We start from the raw sequence: 16801 nt of genomic DNA on the forward strand, positions 1-16801 counted from the left end.
GGGAGGAACCTCGGTACTAACTCCCGAGAATTACCCTTTGTTGGAAGGCGTGGCAGGTTATATGGAGATGGGGGGAATCGAGAAGATGGATTATGATTCGTATTGTGAAATGTTGGCACAGGAGGAAATGGCTTTTTCCGTAACGTTCGAACCTTACTGGCATGGGTGGATTGCCATGGCTCCGGCAGACAAGGTTACTGAATTATGCCATCTGGTGTATGAAAAGTGTTTTTATCCGGAAAAGCGGTATGAAGATTTTGAAGATGCCAAACAAGATATGTTGGCAAATGTGGGACAGGAAACGGTGTTGTCGAAGATGTTGAAAAGTGCGCCGGACAGACAGATGGCGGCACGAATAGATCAGTTAATGGGTAATTCCTTGGCAACTGGAAAAATGGCCGAGAGTCGGGAGGAAATAGAGGCGCTGAATCTGGACGACATTGCTGACTTTTACAGGCAGTTGTACACAAATCCCAATGGATTAGTGTGTGTCGTTTGCGGAAATTTTGATATGAACGAGGTGGAACGTGATTTGGTCGCTGTTTTCGGTATGTTTCCTGCGCAAGAAAAGGTTAATAACTGGGTATTGCCGGAGTTTGATTACCCGAAAGGAGGTTTCCGGGAGATATTCCCGAATGAGAATGAAGGACAGACTATTTTTGATTATCTCTATTATGGGAACTACGAGGCAGGATTACGCAATTCTTTGATGCTGAAATTGGTGAGGGATGTTGTTCGAAATCGCTTGCTGAGCGTGTTACGGGAACAAGAGTCTTTGCTGTATTCTCCATATATGCTTTTATATTACAAAGGATTACCGCAGGCCGGATATTATTTTGATATTAATGCCTCGGTGGATACTAAAAATATGGAAAAGGTGGATCAGCTGTTGAAGGAAATTATCCGGGATGTACAGGAGAATGAAGTGAAAGAGAGCGAATTGGCTGCATTGCAACGCTCCTTTGTCGTGACTCGGCGTGAGGTGGTAAATGATTACGCTACCGCAGAGTGGAAGAAGTATTTGATGGGTGCTTTGCGGGATGGAGAGACGTTGGACGATCTGGCACGTTACGAGGAGATTCTGTATTCGATCACCCCGGCAGATCTGAAAGATGCCTGTCGGAAGTATCTGAATATGGAGAGATGTGGTGTTTTGTTAATGCAGGGCAAAGAATCGAAATAAAATATTTTCAAGTAGTAACGGAATAAATGATATAATATGAGGAGTTGTTTGACTATTTTACTAGTAATGTTGTTGGGTTTAACCAACTATGGTAAAGGACAGGAAAAGAAAGCTTACCGTTTGTTTGATGCGAAGGGAAAGGAAATCGAATACAAAGAGATGATGAAAGTGCTGAAGGCGCAGGATGTCGTGTTTATCGGTGAGGTTCATAATTGTGCCATAGCCCACTGGTTGGAATACGAGATGGTGAAGGACTTGCACGCTGCCCATAAAGACAAATTGACAATCGGGTTGGAAATGCTGGAGGCGGATAACCAGTTGATTGTAGATGAATATATTGAACGGTTGATTTCTTCCGATCGTTTTGAAGAGGAGGCCCGGTTGTGGCCCAATTATCTGACAGATTATGCACCTGTTGTCGGGTTAGGACGTGAACACGGGTTACGGGTGGTTGCGACGAACGTACCCCGGCGATATGCTAATATGGTGAAAAACGGGGGATTTGAGGCTTTGGAGAAATTATCGGGAGAGGCTAAAAAATATATCGCACCCCTGCCGATTGATTACGAGCCAGATGAAGAGGCCGCCGGGATGTTTGGTTTGATGATGATGACTTCGGGAAAACATACCGATCCGGAGAATGTAGCTAAAGCTCAAGCATTGAAAGATGCCACGATGGGATGGTTTATTGCCCAGAATTTGAAGTCCAAATTTGTACATCTGAATGGGAACTATCATTCGGATTTTAAGAAAGGCATCATCACCTATCTGAATAAATATCGTCCCGGTTTGAAGATTGCAACCGTATGCTCTGTGCGGCAGGATGATATAAAAAAATTAGGGGAAGAAAATGAAGGACGTGCGGATTTTTATATCTGTGTTCCAACTGATATGACCATGACATATTAGGATATTTCGAAAATTCTTCCTATCTTTGTACTAGAAAATGAGACATGAATCCATATACATCCGGGAGGGATGCTGGTTTGTGTCTCTTTTTTTATGGGTGTGAGAGTGTCTAATCAAAGTAATTGGTGCATGGGAAGAATAAAAGAAAAAAGGCGAGTGGCAGCGGCGAGTCGGGGGCAGGTTCATCTGAATCCCTTGGGTATTGATGCGGCAATCAAGGCTTACAAGACGGCGGTTCTTGATAGCGAACGGATGCAGGAAAAGATCCGGGAATTGATCCGTATGGGTGATTTTTGCCGGGAGGTTTGCCGGGACGAGGAGGCTCTTGATGCTTACGAGCGTGCCCTCACGTGTTGTCGGGAGACCGAGAATAAGCGCTCCCCTCGTTTCTGGGAGGTGGCTTGTTATTGCGCATCCCGTGTGGATGAGTTATCGGCTCATCAGCGAAAAGATTGTTCGACAATGGTCAGTCTGGTTGACTTTTATGCAGATAATTTTGAGGGCGTGTCAAAAGCCTTTTGGCACACCCTCTAGTTTATAAAGTTTGTAAAGTTGAACCTTTGGTTCTGAAAGTTCATAAAGTCCGTTGAGCCTAGCGGGCATTTTCTCTACGGTAGCTTTGCTACCGATGAACCCGATCCGAAGGACTTCCGTTACCTTATGAACTTTATAAACCTTATAAACTTTTGATACTTCTTTAAATCAGGTCGTGTGGATTAATTTTCCAAAAAGAATTTCAAATCATCATCCGCGGTCGTGATCCCGGCAATACCGAATTTTTCCACGAGTACTTTCGCCACGTTTGGAGAAAGGAATCCGGGTAAGGTCGGTCCGAGGTGAATGTTCTTCACTCCGAGATAGAGCAAGGCTAACAACACGATGACAGCTTTCTGCTCGTACCAAGCGATGTTGTAAACGATAGGTAATTCATTAATGTCTTTTACCCCGAAAATTTCCTTCAGTTTCAAGGCAATAACTGCCAGCGAGTAGCTATCGTTACATTGTCCGGCGTCCAGTACTCTCGGAATACCGTTAATATCCCCAAGGGGTAGTTTGTTGTAACGGTACTTGGCACATCCCGCGGTAAGGATCACTGTGTCTTTCGGGAGTTTCTGGGCGAACTCGGTGTAATATTCCCGACCTTTCATCCGGCCGTCGCATCCTGCCATAACGAAGAATTTGCGGATAGCCCCGGACTTCACGGCTTCCGCGACTTTGTCTGCCAGTGCGAACACTTGGTTGTGGGCGAATCCTCCAATGATACTTCCGGTTTCGATGGCCTCCGGTGCCGGGCATCTTTTAGCGTGTTCGATGATTTCACTGAAATCTTTCGGTTGTCCGGGCTTGCGCTCGATATGCTTGAACCCGGGGAAACCTGCCGATCCGGTCGTGTACACCCGGTCCTTGTAATTTGCGTCCGGATGCGGGGGAACGATGCAGTTCGTGGTAAATAGCATCGGGCCGTTGAAATGTTGGAATTCATACACTTGTCTCCACCACGAGTTACCGTAGTTTCCGGCGAAGTGTTTGTATTTCTTGAATGCCGGGTAGTAGTGTGCGGGTAGCATCTCGCTGTGGGTGTAGACGTCCACACCCGTACCTTCCGTCTGTTCCAAAAGTTCGTACAGGTCTCGCAGGTCGTGACCGCTGATTAGGATACCGGGATTTTTCCGCACGCCGATGTCCACTTTCGTGATTTCCGGGTTACCGTAAGTGTCCGTGTTGGCTTTATCAAGCAAGGCCATGGCATCAACGCCATTTTTACCACATTCAAGAACCATCTGCACGAGTTGGTCGGCAGACAGAGGGAGCGTGGTGGCTACTAGTCCCCGGTCAATGAATTCGTAGATGGACGGGTTCTCGTGTCCGAGATTATAGGCGTGTTCCGTGTAAGCAGCCATTCCCTTCATCCCGTAGGTGAGCATCTCTCTCAAAGAACGGATGTCCTCGTTTTCGGTGGAGAGAACTCCCACGAATCCGGCTTTCGATTCCATTTCTTCCAACGTGTTGGCTGTCCAGAAGGCTCCCTCGAACGTGATCTTTTCTGGTTTCCCGCCTTTGTCGAGGAAGGTCTGTTTCAGTTGTTCCCGTAATTTGATAGCCTCTTTGATTTTTTCCACGAAACGTTGCTTGTCGAAGTTCGCGTTCGTGATGGTCATGAACAAGCCATCGAGAATAAAGCGATCTGCCGAGTGGTCAACGGCATCGAGGGCTCGGAGTTGTACCCGGTAGTGGGCGATTCCCTTTAGGATAAATAGTAGTAAGTCCTGTAAATTGGCGACATCCGATGTCTTTCCGCATACGCCGCGGACCGTGCATCCGGTTCCTTTTGCTGTTTCTTGGCATTGATAACAAAACATTTTTTCCATGGTCTAGTGTGTTTGATAAATAATTTCTTTAATTGTTTGTCGCGAATGTACGGGTGCGATAAAACAATAGTTGTAATATAAATTACAAACGTGAATTTAATTTTCAATAATTTATACGAGAGTGAATGAAAAAGGTTAAAAGTAAGATAAGGTGTTAAAGAAGAAAGTGATACATTTGTGTATCATTTAAAAGATAACAGAGCATGGATATAGCACGACTTTTCGATTGCCCTTTATGCACGGGAATTCCCGAACGGGAGAGGGAGCAGTTTATAGAAGGATTTGATTATAGCGTGAAGAGCTATATGAAAGGGGAAGTGGTTTTCCGGCAGGGAGACGTGTGCCGGTTCCTTTATATCTTGCTGGAGGGGGAAGTCGAGGCGGAAATGACGGATGATTCGGGGGCCATGTTGCGAATCGAGACGATCCGGGCGCCGAGAGCGCTTGCCCCGGCGTTCCTTTTTGCCGAGGACAATCATTTCCCGGTGACGGCCACCGTTTCGGAGAAGGCCGACGTGTTTATCGCTACGAAAGAATCCGTGTTCCGTCAGATGGGACGTTATGAAAGTTTCCTGCGTAATTTTCTGTCCGTGAATGCGAACCGGACAACTTTCCTTACCGGGCGTTTGCAGTTCCTGTCATTCAAGACGATCCGGGGAAAATTGATTCATTATATTCTGGAACTGGCCTTCCCCGATAAGAAAAAGGTGTTGTTGGGAAAGTCACAGCAGGAATTGGCCGAATATTTCGGGGTGACCCGTCCGGCATTGGCCAAGGTGTTGTACGAGCTGGCTGACGAGGGGATGATTTCCGTGAATCGCCGGGAGATTATCATTTTGGATCGGGAGAAGATGCGGAGGGCCTTGAATTAGCCTGTCGTGCCGTCTTACCGGGGATGAAGGGGGAAGAGTTTGTCGGTTATTGTAAAAGGGTAATGTAAAATTAAACATTTTTTCGTCGTTTTCGTTAACACGATAACCGGGAGGATGATCATTCGGACATCTGTCTGGGGACATATCGTGAACTTAAATTGTGATAAAATGAGTCTTAAAGAACAATACTGGAGATATTCCCTCGTGGCAATTATTCTGTTGCTGGGAATTCTTATATTTTTTCAAATCCTGCCGTTTTTCAGTGGGATTCTGGGTGCCATGACGATTTATATTCTTTTGCGTAACCAGATGTTGTATTTGACGGAAAAGAAACGGATGAAACGTAGTATCATGGCTATTCTTCTGTTATGCGAGACGATTCTTTGTTTTCTTATCCCCCTGTCGATTGTCGTGTGGGTATTCGTGAACAAGTTACAGGCCATAAACCTGGACCCGCATAGCTTGATTGCCCCGGTGGAACATGTGGCTGAGCTGATCCGGGAAAAAGTAGGGTATGATCTTTTGAGCAAAGGGAATATAGATACGATATTGGCTGCCTTGCCAAAAATCGGTCAGTTTTTGATGGGAAGCATCAGTAGTTTTACCATTAACGTGGTGGTGCTGCTTTTCGTACTTTATTTCATGCTGATTGGTGGGCGGGATATGGAGGAGTACGTGAGCGAGATCCTTCCGTTTAATCAGCGGAATAAAAAGAATATATTACACGAGTTCAACATGATTGTGAAGTCGAATGCGATCGGGATTCCCCTGCTTGCCGTGATTCAAGGGGCTGTTGCCATGCTGGGGTATTTTGTATTCGGGGCTCCGAGTCCCGTGTTATGGGGATTCTTGTCCTGTTTTGCCACGATTATCCCAATTGTCGGGACTGCATTGATCTGGGCCCCGTTGGCGTTGTATATGGGAATGACGGGGCATTGGGGAATGGCGATCGGTTTGGCGGTCTACGCACTAGTCGTGATTTCGAATGTCGATAATCTGGTTCGGTTCATGTTGCAGAAGAAGATGGCGGACACTCACCCGTTGATTACGATTTTCGGGGTGGTCATCGGACTTTCCTTGTTTGGTTTCATGGGGGTGATCTTCGGACCTTTGCTCCTGTCGATATTTGTCTTTTGCGTGAACATTTTTAAAGTGGAATACTTGGAAGGGGAGGGACGGACGAGACCCAAGATATACAAGCCTTGATTCGTTTTGTTTACAGATGGTAATGAATGGAGTGTGCTATCCTTTTTTCGAGGTATTACAATCACAATCTCGTTTCTACTCTCGGCCAATAGCGTTACCCTGTTATCTCGTGGTGGGGGAATGGTGGGTGTGAAAGGGGGATATCTTCGATAACAATGGGTGTTGGGTGTTCTCTGTTTACTCCCGGAATGTCATTTCGTGATTGTGGGAGGATGTTTAGGGAAAGTTCGGGAATCACGGGGAAGCGTAAACCGTAATTTAGGTATGAATACCAGTAATTCGTGTACATGCGGGTTGGGAGTATTTGCTTATTTTTGCGATAAATTTAATTTTGAGTTGTATTTATGAGATTAATAAAAAGTTCAAGAAAGCGTATGGTACTATGGATTGTTCTGTCGATCGTGGTGGTTATGGCCATTGTCGGGATTGTTTTCGTGAATCAGCCAAGTTTCGGGAGAATTCCCCGGGGAGAACGGCTGGCAAGGATTGAACGTTCGCCGAATTACCGGGACGGGGCTTTCCGCAATATACATGAAACTCCTTTAATGACCTCGGACAAGGGGCGTTTACAGGGATTACTGGATTTCGTTTTTAAGGATAAGACCGGACTGCAACCGGACACGGCGTTGACCGTGGTGAAAACGGATTTACGGCAGATCAACCCGGAAGAGGACGTGCTGGTGTGGTTCGGACATTCATCTTATCTGGTTCAAGTGGATGGAAAACGGGTACTCGTGGACCCAGTGTTCTGCATGGCTTCCCCGGTTTCTTTTATTAATAAGCCGTTCAAGGGAACGGACGTTTATCATCCGGAGGATATGCCGGATATTGATTACCTTGTTATTTCCCATGATCATTGGGATCACCTGGATTATCATACCGTGCGGGCGTTGAAAGACCGGATCGGGAAGGTGATTTGCGGTTTGGGTGTCGGCGAGCATTTCGAGTCCTGGGGATTCGATAAGGAGCGTATTATCGAGTTGGACTGGGAGGATGAGGTTCGTTTAGATTCCGGCTTTGTCATGCATTGTCTGCCTGCCCGGCATTTTTCGGGGCGGGGACTTTCCGCCAATAAAACGCTGTGGGCCTCGTTCTTGCTTGAAACTCCTTCCCGGAAGATATATTTGGCAGGAGATGGTGGTTACGACACACATTTTGCCCGGATTGGGGATTGTTTTCCGGGTATAGATTTGGCCATTCTTGAAAACGGACAGTATAACGAGGGATGGAAGTATATCCACTTGATGCCTGATTACTTGACCCGGGCAGCCCTGGACCTGAAAGCGAAGAAGGTGATGACCGTGCATCATTCCAAGTACGCATTGGCCCATCATCGTTGGGACGAACCGTTACGGAACGAGATGAACATGGCAAAGAACGACTCGTTACACGTGTTGATTCCTGTCATTGGCGAGGTCGTGAGGTGGGGGGAATAGTTCTTTACAAGTTAAGGTATTCTCTAAGAGCGTCTATATAGTCTTCCAAAGCCTTCCTGCCCGTGTCGGTCAGTTGGCATGACGTGCGGGTCTTTTTCCCGACGAACTCTTTTTTCACTTGGATATACCCGGCAGTTTCGAGTTTTTCCAGTTGCACGCTTAGGTTCCCGGCAGTCGCATTCGTTTTCTCTTTCAAGTACACGAAATCCGCTGTCTCTACCGACAAGAGCAGGGAGACTATTGCCAGACGTAATTGAGAATGTAATAGCGGATCTAATTCTCTCATAGTTTTTCGGATTTATTGTTCAGAATATGTCCCGGTATGATCATCATGACAACAAATGACAGGCCAAAGTAGAGATTCCAGAGTATGGTGGCACTGTTATTTATCGTGTAACTCATCAGCATATATATGGCGAACACGAAACCCACAAACGGGAGGTAGAGCAAGCACTTCTCCCTGATGACCAATCCCGTGATTGCAGTCCCGATGCTTGCGTACAGGAGGCATAACGGGAGCATGAGCGTGAAATCACATCTTCCGACAATGAATGATAGAGCCAGCATGACCAGCACGGTTAACGAGAACAAGGTGCCTACTACTTGCCAGACTTTATTGACCATGCTGTCTGTGTAAGTGACGACGGTCGGGGTGTTCCTTTTTTCCTTGAACGCAAGGATAATTACCGGCAGGAACATGAGGAACCAGCCTGCCCACCACCAAGGGGCGTGGGTCATGCAGAGTGACGTGTAGATAATGATCGACAAGATGGCTGCCGTGTAGCCGTAGATGATGAAGTAATTCCCTTGATCTTTTGCGAGGTTCTTTCTGGTTGCTTGTATCATTTGAGAAATAAGTTCTAAACTTTCTTTCTCTGTAAACTTTTTTTCTTCCATGTTTGTTGCGTTTGGTGTTTGTAAAGTGGTTTGTTTTATAAACTATATTCTCAAAAAAAATAGCGCTATTCTTTTTGTTGATGCAAATATAAATCAGTTTATTTTATAAACCAAATGATTTAGTGAATTTTATTCCTTCACGTGGATATTATTTTTTATTTTTGCTTGTAAATATATTGGAGGACGGTATTATGGTAAAACAGGATTATCTCGTGCGCATGATTCAAGAAATTATTTCTGCAATCGCTAGGGCTATATTGAATAAGAAGAAGATTCGCCAGCAGGATCGGGACGAGTATGACTTGTTGACGCAGCAAATGTTGGGATTTCCCGTGAAGGAGCTGGCGACGATGGATGTGCAGGAACTGATTGACCGATATGCCAACGAGGAAGACAGGATTGGTAAGATTGAACTTGCGTCCGTGTACCTGTTGAGATTTTCGGAGGAAGTGGAGGATGATATTTTGTTGAAGTCGAAATTGCGTCAGGATGGGATTCGTTTGCTTAAATATGTTCAGCAGGAAGATACAAACTTTTCAATACAACGGGATTGTCTGATCCGGATGCTGGAAACGAATCAGTAAAATTTGGGGTGTCGTTTGGGAATATCGGGATAATGTTCTACTTTTATAACTTGTCATTTGGATTGATTGTATAGAAAAGGTCGTGGTTGAAGGAAAGTACAAAAATAAAAAGTAGAAGAAATGATACAAATTCAACATTATGAATCTCCTTGTGGAGAGCTGATTCTTGGCTCTTTCGAAGGTAAGCTTTGTTTGTGTGACTGGATGTTTGAAAAACGCAGGGCATCTATTGATAAACGGATTCAGAAAGCGCTAGGGGCCGATTACGAAGAGGGTGTTTCTGATGTGATCCGGAAAACAATCATCCAGCTTGACGAATATTTTGCTCGTCAGAGGAAAACGTTTGATATTCCGCTCGTCTTTACGGGAACGGAGTTCCAGAATTCGGTGTGGCAGGAGTTGCTGGATATACCATACGGCAAAACGGTGTCTTATGGCGAGTTGGCTAAAAAGTTGGGAAACCCGAAAGCTGTTCGTGCCGTGGCTGCAGCTAATGGTGCGAATCCTATTTCGATTTTTGTTCCTTGTCATCGGGTGATTGGGGGTAACCATAAATTGGTCGGTTACGGGGGAGGCTTGGAGGCTAAAAAGGGATTGCTGGATTTGGAGATGGGGGTGCAAAGTTTGTTGAATGGTATGCGGTAAAATCGTGCATAATAGCTATATTTGTGAAAATAGAGCTAGGGTCATGGAAAATATCATCGTAGAAAAAGTCTGGTTGACCGATACAGAGGTATGGATACGTACCACTGACTTTAGGGAAGCATGTGAAAGGTTTGCCGACTATCAAAGATTGAAGTTTACAACTCCAAAACAACGTGAAAATTTTCAAGTGGGTGATTTTGGTATTCGCTGGGAAGAACTAGATGAGGATTTAAGTTTTGAGGGATTTTTCCTTGAGAAAAAGTCTAATCCTTTATATGATTTGTTTATAGCTCACCCGGAGTTGAATGCTGCAGCTATAGCACGTCGTTTGGGTATGTCTCAAAGTTTATTTGCACATACCGATGAGGTGCCAGTAAACGGTTACCGATTCAGTAACCCAATTACCCAAGACTACACGACTTGACACGTGAAATGACGTCTATTAGACACTACGGTAAAAACCGGGTAACAAAAAAACGTGGGCATTTTGTTACTCGTTTAAATTTGACGTGTCAGGTTTTATCAGGTTCTCGCTTGATTTCTCAAATAAAAATCCCCGGCCATGATTAAACCGGGGACGCTTACAAGCAGGATGGTGGTACTAGTATCTATTCAGGAAATCCTTAACCCGTTTCAGGTTGCTGGGTTCACAATAAAGGTTTACCAGTTCTATCTTGTTGCTTGAAACGGATATACTTCCCGATTCTTCCAACCTGAAAACGACGTGATCTTTACCAAAACGCCATTCGCATACCTTGTCACCATTATCATTGAAAACTGACGGTTTATAGACGGTTTTAATGTAATCGTTAATGATTATACCATTCTCGGCCTGTATGAAGATTTGACCGCCTTGTTGCACGTGTACAAACACCCTATGTCCGCTAAAATTGTTGGCATAGAATGTCGTGGTTTCATCTTCATGGAGTTTCTCTAGGTAACACGGCCAATTTTTTAGATCCGTGTGCGTGTCTTTATTTTGCATTGAGTTAGGAATAAAAAAGCCCATTGTTTAGATGTCCTCGGTCACTCTAGTAAACCGTGTGAGCGTTTCCACCACCACCACCATACAACGGGCAAAATACGTTCATTACAACCGCTTTAGGCGGTCGCTAGAGTTTTCTTAGGAATGGCAAATCTAATTAATCATCTTTATGTAATCAAGATTGTGGGATTAAGTTGCCCGAAAAGTATAATAAAAATGTAATCGCAATAAAAAAGAGAGGTTATTTTAACCTCTCTAATTGCTTGATACTCAGCAGTCGGGATGACAGGATTTGAACCTGCGACAACACGCCCCCCAGACGTGGACTCTACCGGGCTGAGCTACATCCCGAAATGCGGATGCAAATGTAGTAAAAAATTTTGGAATGAAACAAGGAGTTGAAAGAAAAATCTGATGATTGTTTGTGCTTTTTGACTTAGATTGCAGGTTTTCATGGGTTTGGGGAATGAGAATACGGGGATATGGAGTAAAAAAAATTGGATAAACCATTTTTTTAGGTAACTTTGCAATCCATTACGTGAAATTGTATTGTAAATTAAAAGAAAGGAATTGTCTATGTCAACAGAAAATGCTATAGAAAGAGTTAAATGCTTGATTATAGGGTCAGGGCCTGCCGGGTATACGGCAGCGATATACGCATCGAGAGCTAATTTGAATCCGGTGTTGTACACGGGAATGCAAATGGGTGGTCAGTTGACCACGACCACGGAAGTGGAAAACTTCCCGGGATACCCGGAAGGCGTGACCGGTCCGGTGATGATGGAAGATATGAGAAAACAAGCGGAACGTTTCGGAACAGATATTCGTTTCGGGATCGCGACGGATGTTGACTTTTCCGGTCATCCTCACAAGGTTACGATCGACGGGGAGAAGGTGATCGAGGCGGATGCCGTGATTATTGCAACGGGTGCAACTGCCAAGTACTTGGGTCTGCCTTCAGAAGAGGCATTCCGTGGGGCTGGTGTTAGTGCTTGTGCAACTTGCGACGGATTCTTCTATCGCGGAAAAGACGTGGCTGTTGTAGGTGGTGGAGATACCGCTTGCGAGGAGGCTACTTATTTGGCCGGGTTGTGTCGTAAAGTATATTTGATTGTTCGTAAGAACTATTTGAGAGCATCGAAGGCTATGCAGGAACGTGTGTTCAGAACGGAAAACATTGAAGTATTGTTCGAGCATAACACGTTGGAATTGTTTGGGTCAGACATGGGAGTTGAGGGCGCTCGTTTGGTGTACAAGAAGGGAACCCCGGAAGAGGCAACCAAGGAGATCAAGATTGACGGGTTCTTCCTGGCTATCGGGCATACTCCGAATACAGAAGTGTTCAAAAAATATATCGAAGTCGACGAGCAAGGGTATATCATTACCGAAGGTAAGTCTTGCAAGACGAATGTACCGGGTGTGTTTGCCGCAGGAGACGTGATGGACCCGACTTATCGTCAGGGAATTGCTGCTGCCGGAACCGGTTGCCGTGCTGCTATTGATGCGGAACGTTACATCGGAGAATTATATGCGTAAGTGATTTTCTCTCGAAGAAAACTTTTTTGAAATAAAATAAAAGCTGTTTGAAGGTGTCTTTGAACAGCTTTTTCCATTAAAATGATGAATGATGATGAGATACTGCTTTGTTTGTTTGCTGTTGGTAATCGTTTCTTTCGGGCGAGTGAATGCACAGGAAAATCGTAATGGTTTTCGATAGGACACGATCTATAAATCCGGGGCAAAACGCCAAGTGGTGAGAGCTCCCGTGAAAAAGAGTGTCCCCTTGAAATCGTCCGTGTCCCGGAAAGCGGGAAAATGGACATTAAGCGGCTCTTGTGGGATGTCCTTCGGGGATTATACCAGTATTGATGTTTCTCCCCAGATCGGGTATCGCTGGAACGAGTTCTTCTCGGCGGGAGGAGGGGTAAGTTACAATTATCACCATTCTTCCAATCGTTATGATATGAATTATCTCGGGATAAACGTGTTCGGGCGGGTGAACCCGGTGCGGTATATTGCTCTCCAAATCCAGCCGGAACTGAAGGGAAGTTGGGGAAAATCGTATGAGAAGAAGATTAACTTCCGTTATGTCCCCACGATGCTCGTGGGGGGAGGTGGAGTTATTCCCACCGGAACAGGCTCTATTTCCGTGATGTTTTATTATGACGTGATACAGGATAAGTATTCTCCTTATGGGAAAAATTGGGTCTGTTCCGTGGGGTATTCCTTTAATCTTTGATTATTTTATCGTGACCATCGTGGCCCCGTAACCATATTGCTTGAAAGAGGCGTCCTGATGGTTGAAACGTTTGTATTTGGTTTGAAGTTCCCAGAGGATACGTTGCCTTAATACTCCGTCTCCTTTGCCGTGTATGAACACGATCTTTTGGCCCCGGCGGAGTTTGTATTGTTCCAGTGTTTTGTGGAACACGTCCATCTGGTAGTCCAGCATATCCTTATTTTCCATGCCTGTCGTGTCGTCGAGTAGCTTGTCAATGTGCAAGTCGATCTCGATGATGTTGCTATTGGATTGTTTGGGAGTTTCCTTGTGGGGCGTGTCTTCCGTTTTATGAGGCGTTTTTTGTAAAAATTGTTCCGGAATGGTTTCCAAGCCTTCTTCTTTGACGATGGATTCTTTGTCCAGCGGTCGGAGTAGTGAGGTGGAATTAAACCAGCGGGTATGTTTGTAAGCTCCCGCTTTACACAAGTTTACCGGGGTGACCTTGATTTGCGTGTCGATGGCGTTTTTCAGAACGTGAACGCCTTTCTGGTAGAACACGGATTGCACGTGTATCGATTTAATCGTGTCGATTTCTTTGAGCGAGTAATTGCCGATTAGGTATGTCGTGTTCGGGTTGCAGTTGCCTGCCGTAATCCCGGTGTACTTTTCCCCGTCATGAAACGAGATGGAATAAAGACTGGTTTGAGTGGTATCGTTCACGAAATAAATATCGAACCGACTTTCTGTCAGGTTGTTAAAATTTTCGGGGACGAATGCGATGTAAAGGGTATCGGCCGATTCCATGACCACGTTTTTCTGTCCGGATGCGGATGTGGCGGAAACCGTTTTTGTCGTGTTACTGTCGGAATGAATGACCACCAGGTTATTCACGGATGCGGGAATTTCGAACCCGTATTCGTCACAATACACGTTCACGGTGTTGTTGTCTATGATGCCGGTAACTTTGCCCTCTAGCTTGTCTGATATAAATCGTACAATGTCGCCTATTCTTATATTCATGTCGTCTTCTGTTTTATTGTTAGGCAAAAATAGTGTTTTTTTCATTTGAAAATATTAATTTAGCCAGCCGATTGGTGAGTTAAAAACTAAAAGTTAAAAGCTAAAAGGGGAAAAGATAGAGGCTAAATTGATGATTATTAGTTGATTCGTGGGGAATGGCAATAATAAAATGAAGTAAAAGATAATATAATGACATTACAAGAATTTCAACAATCAATTAGGGAAGGGATTCCGGCAGAGTTGCCGGCTCCGAAGGCTTACGAGCCGGAGATTAACCATGCCCCTAAAAGGAAAGACATCCTGACGAAAGAAGAAAAGAAACTGGCGATACGTAACGCTTTACGTTATTTTGACCCGAAACACCATGCCGTGTTGGCCCCGGAGTTTGCCGAGGAGTTGGAGAAATACGGGCGTATTTACATGTATCGTTTCCGTCCGGATTACAAGATGTATGCTCATAATATCAATGATTATCCTCACAAGAGCCTGCAAGCGGCGGGTATCATGCTGATGATGAATAATAATCTGGATTATGCCGTGGCTCAACATCCTCATGAGTTGATTACTTACGGGGGAAACGGGGCGGTGTTCCAGAACTGGGCTCAGTATCGTCTGGCAATGAAGTATTTGTCGGAAATGACCGACGAGCAGACGTTGGTATTATATTCCGGTCACCCGATGGGATTGTTCCCGTCGCATAAGGATGCTCCGCGTGTAGTGGTTACGAACGGTATGGTAATCCCGAATTATTCCAAACCGGATGATTGGGAACGTTTTAACGCTTTGGGTGTTTCCCAGTACGGGCAGATGACTGCAGGCTCGTTCATGTATATCGGTCCGCAGGGAATTGTTCACGGAACCACGATTACCGTGTTGAATGCCGGGCGTAAGATTTCCAAACATGGAGAAGGATTAGCCGGAAAATTGTTTATCACCGCGGGATTAGGTGGTATGTCGGGTGCGCAGCCGAAAGCCGGGAATATTGCCGGATGTATCAGTATTACAGCCGAGATTAACCCGAAAGCCACGCATACCCGTCACTCTCAAGGATGGGTGGATGAGGTGATTGATGATTTGGATAAACTGGTGGAACGGGTGAAAGTGGCTCGTGAGAAGAAAGAGACTGTTTCCATTGCTTACCAGGGGAACGTGGTGGACGTGTGGGAACGTTTTGCGGAGGGTGATGTGCCTGTTGAACTGGGATCAGACCAGACGTCATTGCATAACCCGTGGGCCGGTGGTTACTATCCCGTGGGCGTGAGTTTCGAGGAGTCCAAGCGGATGATGGCCGAAGAACCGGAGTTATTCAAGCAAAAGGTACAAGAATCTTTGCGTCGTCACGTGGCTGCTATTAACAAGTGCGTGGCACGTTTCAATACTTATTTCTTTGATTACGGTAACGCATTCCTGTTGGAGTCTTCCCGTGCGGGTGCTGACATCATGAAACCGAACGGTGATTTCAAATACCCGTCATACGTGCAGGACATTATGGGACCGATGTGTTTTGACTACGGTTTTGGTCCGTTCCGTTGGGTATGTTCCAGTGGTGACCCGAAGGATTTGGCGAAGACGGATGAGATTGCAGCTCGTGTGTTAGAGGAAATCAAGACACATTCTCCGAAAGAGATTCAACAACAGATGGATGATAATATCCGTTGGATCAAGGCTGCTATGGAGAATCATTTGGTCGTTGGGTCGCAAGCCCGGATCTTGTATGCCGATGCTGAAGGTCGTATTAAGATTGCCGAGGCGTTTAACAAGGCTATCGCTGCCGGGGAAATTTCTGCTCCCGTGATTTTAGGACGTGATCATCATGACGTTTCCGGTACGGATTCTCCTTATCGAGAGACTTCAAATATATATGACGGATCTCGTTTCACGGCCGACATGGCTATCCAGAACGTGATCGGGGATTCTTTCCGCGGTGCGACTTGGGTATCTATCCACAATGGTGGTGGCGTAGGTTGGGGAGAAGTTATTAACGGTGGTTTCGGAATGATGCTTGACGGTTCTGCCGATAGCGACAGACGTTTGAAGAATATGTTATTCTGGGACGTGAATAATGGAATCTCCCGTCGTAGCTGGGCTCGTAACGAGGGAGCTGTTTTTGCCATTAAACGTGCCATGGAAGCAAACCCGAATTTGAAGGTGACGTTACCGAATTTTGCCGATGACCAGTTGATCGAGTCATTGTTTTAAATAAAATATTTTTGATGTGCGGGGAGTGCTTTTAGGAGTGTTCCCCGTTTTTTATTCCTCTTCTTCTAGGGTAAAGAGTATTACTTGCATTGTAGTTGTGCCGTGGTCTCGTTAGTAAGTCAACGGGAAGTTAACCGGAAGTCAACGGAAAGTTGACGTGCCGGAGGCGTGAATATGTACTTGATTTTATTTTGAAATAGTAATGTGGCCAAAAATAGTTGGTAACATTTTTCCAATTAAAGCTTATCTTTGAATAGTAAAGTCGAAGAGGAAAC

The 16801-nt window shown here is 45.3% G+C and carries 17 protein-coding genes and 1 tRNA gene; 12 read left to right on the plus strand and 6 right to left on the minus strand.

Features of this window, described 5'->3' with window-relative positions; all coding sequences use genetic code 11:
• From AB5542_RS16155 to AB5542_RS16165, 3 genes are all read left to right on the plus strand, one after another.
• Window positions 1-1183, plus strand: a 1183-nt coding sequence (locus AB5542_RS16155) for a M16 family metallopeptidase (RefSeq protein ID WP_368243218.1), incomplete at its 5' end; no start/stop codon positions are given.
• Between the two features lie 36 nt (window positions 1184-1219).
• A complete protein-coding gene (locus AB5542_RS16160) occupies window positions 1220-2092 on the plus strand; it encodes a ChaN family lipoprotein (protein ID WP_118305476.1) in 873 nt (290 codons plus the stop codon).
• 129 nt (window positions 2093-2221) lie between these two features.
• Window positions 2222-2626, plus strand: coding sequence for a hypothetical protein (locus AB5542_RS16165; RefSeq protein WP_279040297.1), 405 nt, complete (start codon window positions 2222-2224; stop codon window positions 2624-2626).
• Between the two features lie 182 nt (window positions 2627-2808).
• Here the strand turns inward: AB5542_RS16165 and hcp are convergent, their stop codons facing one another.
• Window positions 2809-4452, minus strand: coding sequence for a hydroxylamine reductase (gene hcp, locus AB5542_RS16170; RefSeq protein WP_279040335.1), 1644 nt, complete (start codon window positions 4450-4452; stop codon window positions 2809-2811).
• A 212-nt stretch (window positions 4453-4664) separates the two neighbouring features.
• On the opposite strand from hcp, the gene AB5542_RS16175 reads away from it, so the two are divergent.
• From AB5542_RS16175 to AB5542_RS16185, 3 genes are all read left to right on the plus strand, one after another.
• Window positions 4665-5333, plus strand: coding sequence for a Crp/Fnr family transcriptional regulator (locus AB5542_RS16175; protein ID WP_279040299.1), 669 nt, complete (start codon window positions 4665-4667; stop codon window positions 5331-5333).
• Window positions 5334-5501: 168 nt separating this feature from the next.
• Window positions 5502-6539 carry an AI-2E family transporter gene (locus tag AB5542_RS16180; RefSeq protein ID WP_118305474.1) on the plus strand — a complete coding sequence of 346 codons (1038 nt, stop codon included), beginning with the start codon at window positions 5502-5504 and terminating at the stop codon, window positions 6537-6539.
• A gap of 374 nt (window positions 6540-6913) precedes the next feature.
• Window positions 6914-7975, plus strand: a complete 1062-nt coding sequence (locus AB5542_RS16185; protein WP_087422025.1) for an MBL fold metallo-hydrolase — start codon at window positions 6914-6916, stop codon at window positions 7973-7975.
• A gap of 4 nt (window positions 7976-7979) precedes the next feature.
• On the opposite strand, the gene AB5542_RS16190 is transcribed toward AB5542_RS16185, so the two are convergent.
• Together AB5542_RS16190 and AB5542_RS16195 are read right to left on the minus strand one after the other, a co-directional pair.
• Complete coding sequence (locus AB5542_RS16190) at window positions 7980-8261, minus strand: winged helix-turn-helix domain-containing protein (protein ID WP_087422026.1); 282 nt, start codon at window positions 8259-8261, stop codon at window positions 7980-7982.
• Window positions 8258-8872 (minus strand): hypothetical protein, encoded by a 615-nt coding sequence (locus AB5542_RS16195; protein WP_087422027.1) that lies wholly within the window; start codon window positions 8870-8872, stop codon window positions 8258-8260. The genes AB5542_RS16190 and AB5542_RS16195 overlap by 4 nt, the downstream gene beginning before the upstream one ends.
• Window positions 8873-9063: 191 nt before the next feature.
• On the opposite strand from AB5542_RS16195, the gene AB5542_RS16200 reads away from it, so the two are divergent.
• From AB5542_RS16200 to AB5542_RS16210, 3 genes are all read left to right on the plus strand, one after another.
• A complete protein-coding gene (locus AB5542_RS16200; protein ID WP_087422234.1) occupies window positions 9064-9456 on the plus strand; it encodes a hypothetical protein in 393 nt (130 codons plus the stop codon).
• A 120-nt stretch (window positions 9457-9576) separates the two neighbouring features.
• Window positions 9577-10101: a methylated-DNA--[protein]-cysteine S-methyltransferase gene (locus AB5542_RS16205; RefSeq protein WP_027200945.1), complete on the plus strand. Its 525-nt coding sequence runs from the start codon at window positions 9577-9579 to the stop codon at window positions 10099-10101.
• 43 nt (window positions 10102-10144) lie between these two features.
• Window positions 10145-10525 carry a DUF2442 domain-containing protein gene (locus AB5542_RS16210; protein WP_279040303.1) on the plus strand — a complete coding sequence of 127 codons (381 nt, stop codon included), beginning with the start codon at window positions 10145-10147 and terminating at the stop codon, window positions 10523-10525.
• 177 nt (window positions 10526-10702) lie between these two features.
• Here the strand turns inward: AB5542_RS16210 and AB5542_RS16215 are convergent, their stop codons facing one another.
• Together AB5542_RS16215 and AB5542_RS16220 are read right to left on the minus strand one after the other, a co-directional pair.
• Window positions 10703-11086 carry a hypothetical protein gene (locus tag AB5542_RS16215; protein WP_279040305.1) on the minus strand — a complete coding sequence of 128 codons (384 nt, stop codon included), beginning with the start codon at window positions 11084-11086 and terminating at the stop codon, window positions 10703-10705.
• 277 nt (window positions 11087-11363) lie between these two features.
• Window positions 11364-11437, minus strand: a tRNA-Pro gene (locus AB5542_RS16220).
• A gap of 225 nt (window positions 11438-11662) precedes the next feature.
• On the opposite strand from AB5542_RS16220, the gene trxB reads away from it, so the two are divergent.
• Window positions 11663-12622, plus strand: a complete 960-nt coding sequence (trxB, locus tag AB5542_RS16225; protein WP_270544660.1) for a thioredoxin-disulfide reductase — start codon at window positions 11663-11665, stop codon at window positions 12620-12622.
• A 229-nt stretch (window positions 12623-12851) separates the two neighbouring features.
• Window positions 12852-13325 carry a hypothetical protein gene (locus AB5542_RS16230; RefSeq protein ID WP_270544659.1) on the plus strand — a complete coding sequence of 158 codons (474 nt, stop codon included), beginning with the start codon at window positions 12852-12854 and terminating at the stop codon, window positions 13323-13325.
• Here AB5542_RS16230 and AB5542_RS16235 read toward each other — a convergent pair whose 3' ends face one another.
• Window positions 13326-14327, minus strand: coding sequence for a DUF2027 domain-containing protein (locus AB5542_RS16235; protein WP_270544658.1), 1002 nt, complete (start codon window positions 14325-14327; stop codon window positions 13326-13328). It lies immediately after the preceding gene.
• A 189-nt stretch (window positions 14328-14516) separates the two neighbouring features.
• Here AB5542_RS16235 and AB5542_RS16240 point away from each other — a divergent pair, with 189 nt between their 5' ends.
• Window positions 14517-16526, plus strand: a complete 2010-nt coding sequence (locus AB5542_RS16240) for a urocanate hydratase (RefSeq protein ID WP_270544657.1) — start codon at window positions 14517-14519, stop codon at window positions 16524-16526.
• Window positions 16527-16801: the final 275 nt, after the last annotated feature.

The sequence above is a fragment of the Butyricimonas sp. RTP31003st1_G1_RTP31003_210430 genome (assembly GCF_040920905.1).
In the GTDB taxonomy this organism is placed as follows: domain Bacteria; phylum Bacteroidota; class Bacteroidia; order Bacteroidales; family Marinifilaceae; genus Butyricimonas; species Butyricimonas paravirosa.

What these genes read in the sequence shown, in the direction of transcription:
- AB5542_RS16200 (WP_087422234.1), top strand. Translation starts at nt 9,064, where the DNA reads ATGGTAAAACAGGATTATCTCGTGCGCATGATTCAAGAAATTATTTCT.
- AB5542_RS16160 (WP_118305476.1), top strand. Translation starts at nt 1,220, where the DNA reads ATGAGGAGTTGTTTGACTATTTTACTAGTAATGTTGTTGGGTTTAACC.
- AB5542_RS16185 (WP_087422025.1), top strand. Translation starts at nt 6,914, where the DNA reads ATGGTACTATGGATTGTTCTGTCGATCGTGGTGGTTATGGCCATTGTC.
- AB5542_RS16180 (WP_118305474.1), top strand. Translation starts at nt 5,502, where the DNA reads ATGAGTCTTAAAGAACAATACTGGAGATATTCCCTCGTGGCAATTATT.
- AB5542_RS16215 (WP_279040305.1), bottom strand. Translation starts at nt 11,086, where the DNA reads ATGCAAAATAAAGACACGCACACGGATCTAAAAAATTGGCCGTGTTAC.
- AB5542_RS16235 (WP_270544658.1), bottom strand. Translation starts at nt 14,327, where the DNA reads ATGAATATAAGAATAGGCGACATTGTACGATTTATATCAGACAAGCTA.
- AB5542_RS16165 (WP_279040297.1), top strand. Translation starts at nt 2,222, where the DNA reads ATGGGAAGAATAAAAGAAAAAAGGCGAGTGGCAGCGGCGAGTCGGGGG.
- AB5542_RS16240 (WP_270544657.1), top strand. Translation starts at nt 14,517, where the DNA reads ATGACATTACAAGAATTTCAACAATCAATTAGGGAAGGGATTCCGGCA.
- AB5542_RS16195 (WP_087422027.1), bottom strand. Translation starts at nt 8,872, where the DNA reads ATGGAAGAAAAAAAGTTTACAGAGAAAGAAAGTTTAGAACTTATTTCT.
- trxB (WP_270544660.1), top strand. Translation starts at nt 11,663, where the DNA reads ATGTCAACAGAAAATGCTATAGAAAGAGTTAAATGCTTGATTATAGGG.
- AB5542_RS16175 (WP_279040299.1), top strand. Translation starts at nt 4,665, where the DNA reads ATGGATATAGCACGACTTTTCGATTGCCCTTTATGCACGGGAATTCCC.
- AB5542_RS16210 (WP_279040303.1), top strand. Translation starts at nt 10,145, where the DNA reads ATGGAAAATATCATCGTAGAAAAAGTCTGGTTGACCGATACAGAGGTA.
- AB5542_RS16205 (WP_027200945.1), top strand. Translation starts at nt 9,577, where the DNA reads ATGATACAAATTCAACATTATGAATCTCCTTGTGGAGAGCTGATTCTT.
- hcp (WP_279040335.1), bottom strand. Translation starts at nt 4,452, where the DNA reads ATGTTTTGTTATCAATGCCAAGAAACAGCAAAAGGAACCGGATGCACG.
- AB5542_RS16190 (WP_087422026.1), bottom strand. Translation starts at nt 8,261, where the DNA reads ATGAGAGAATTAGATCCGCTATTACATTCTCAATTACGTCTGGCAATA.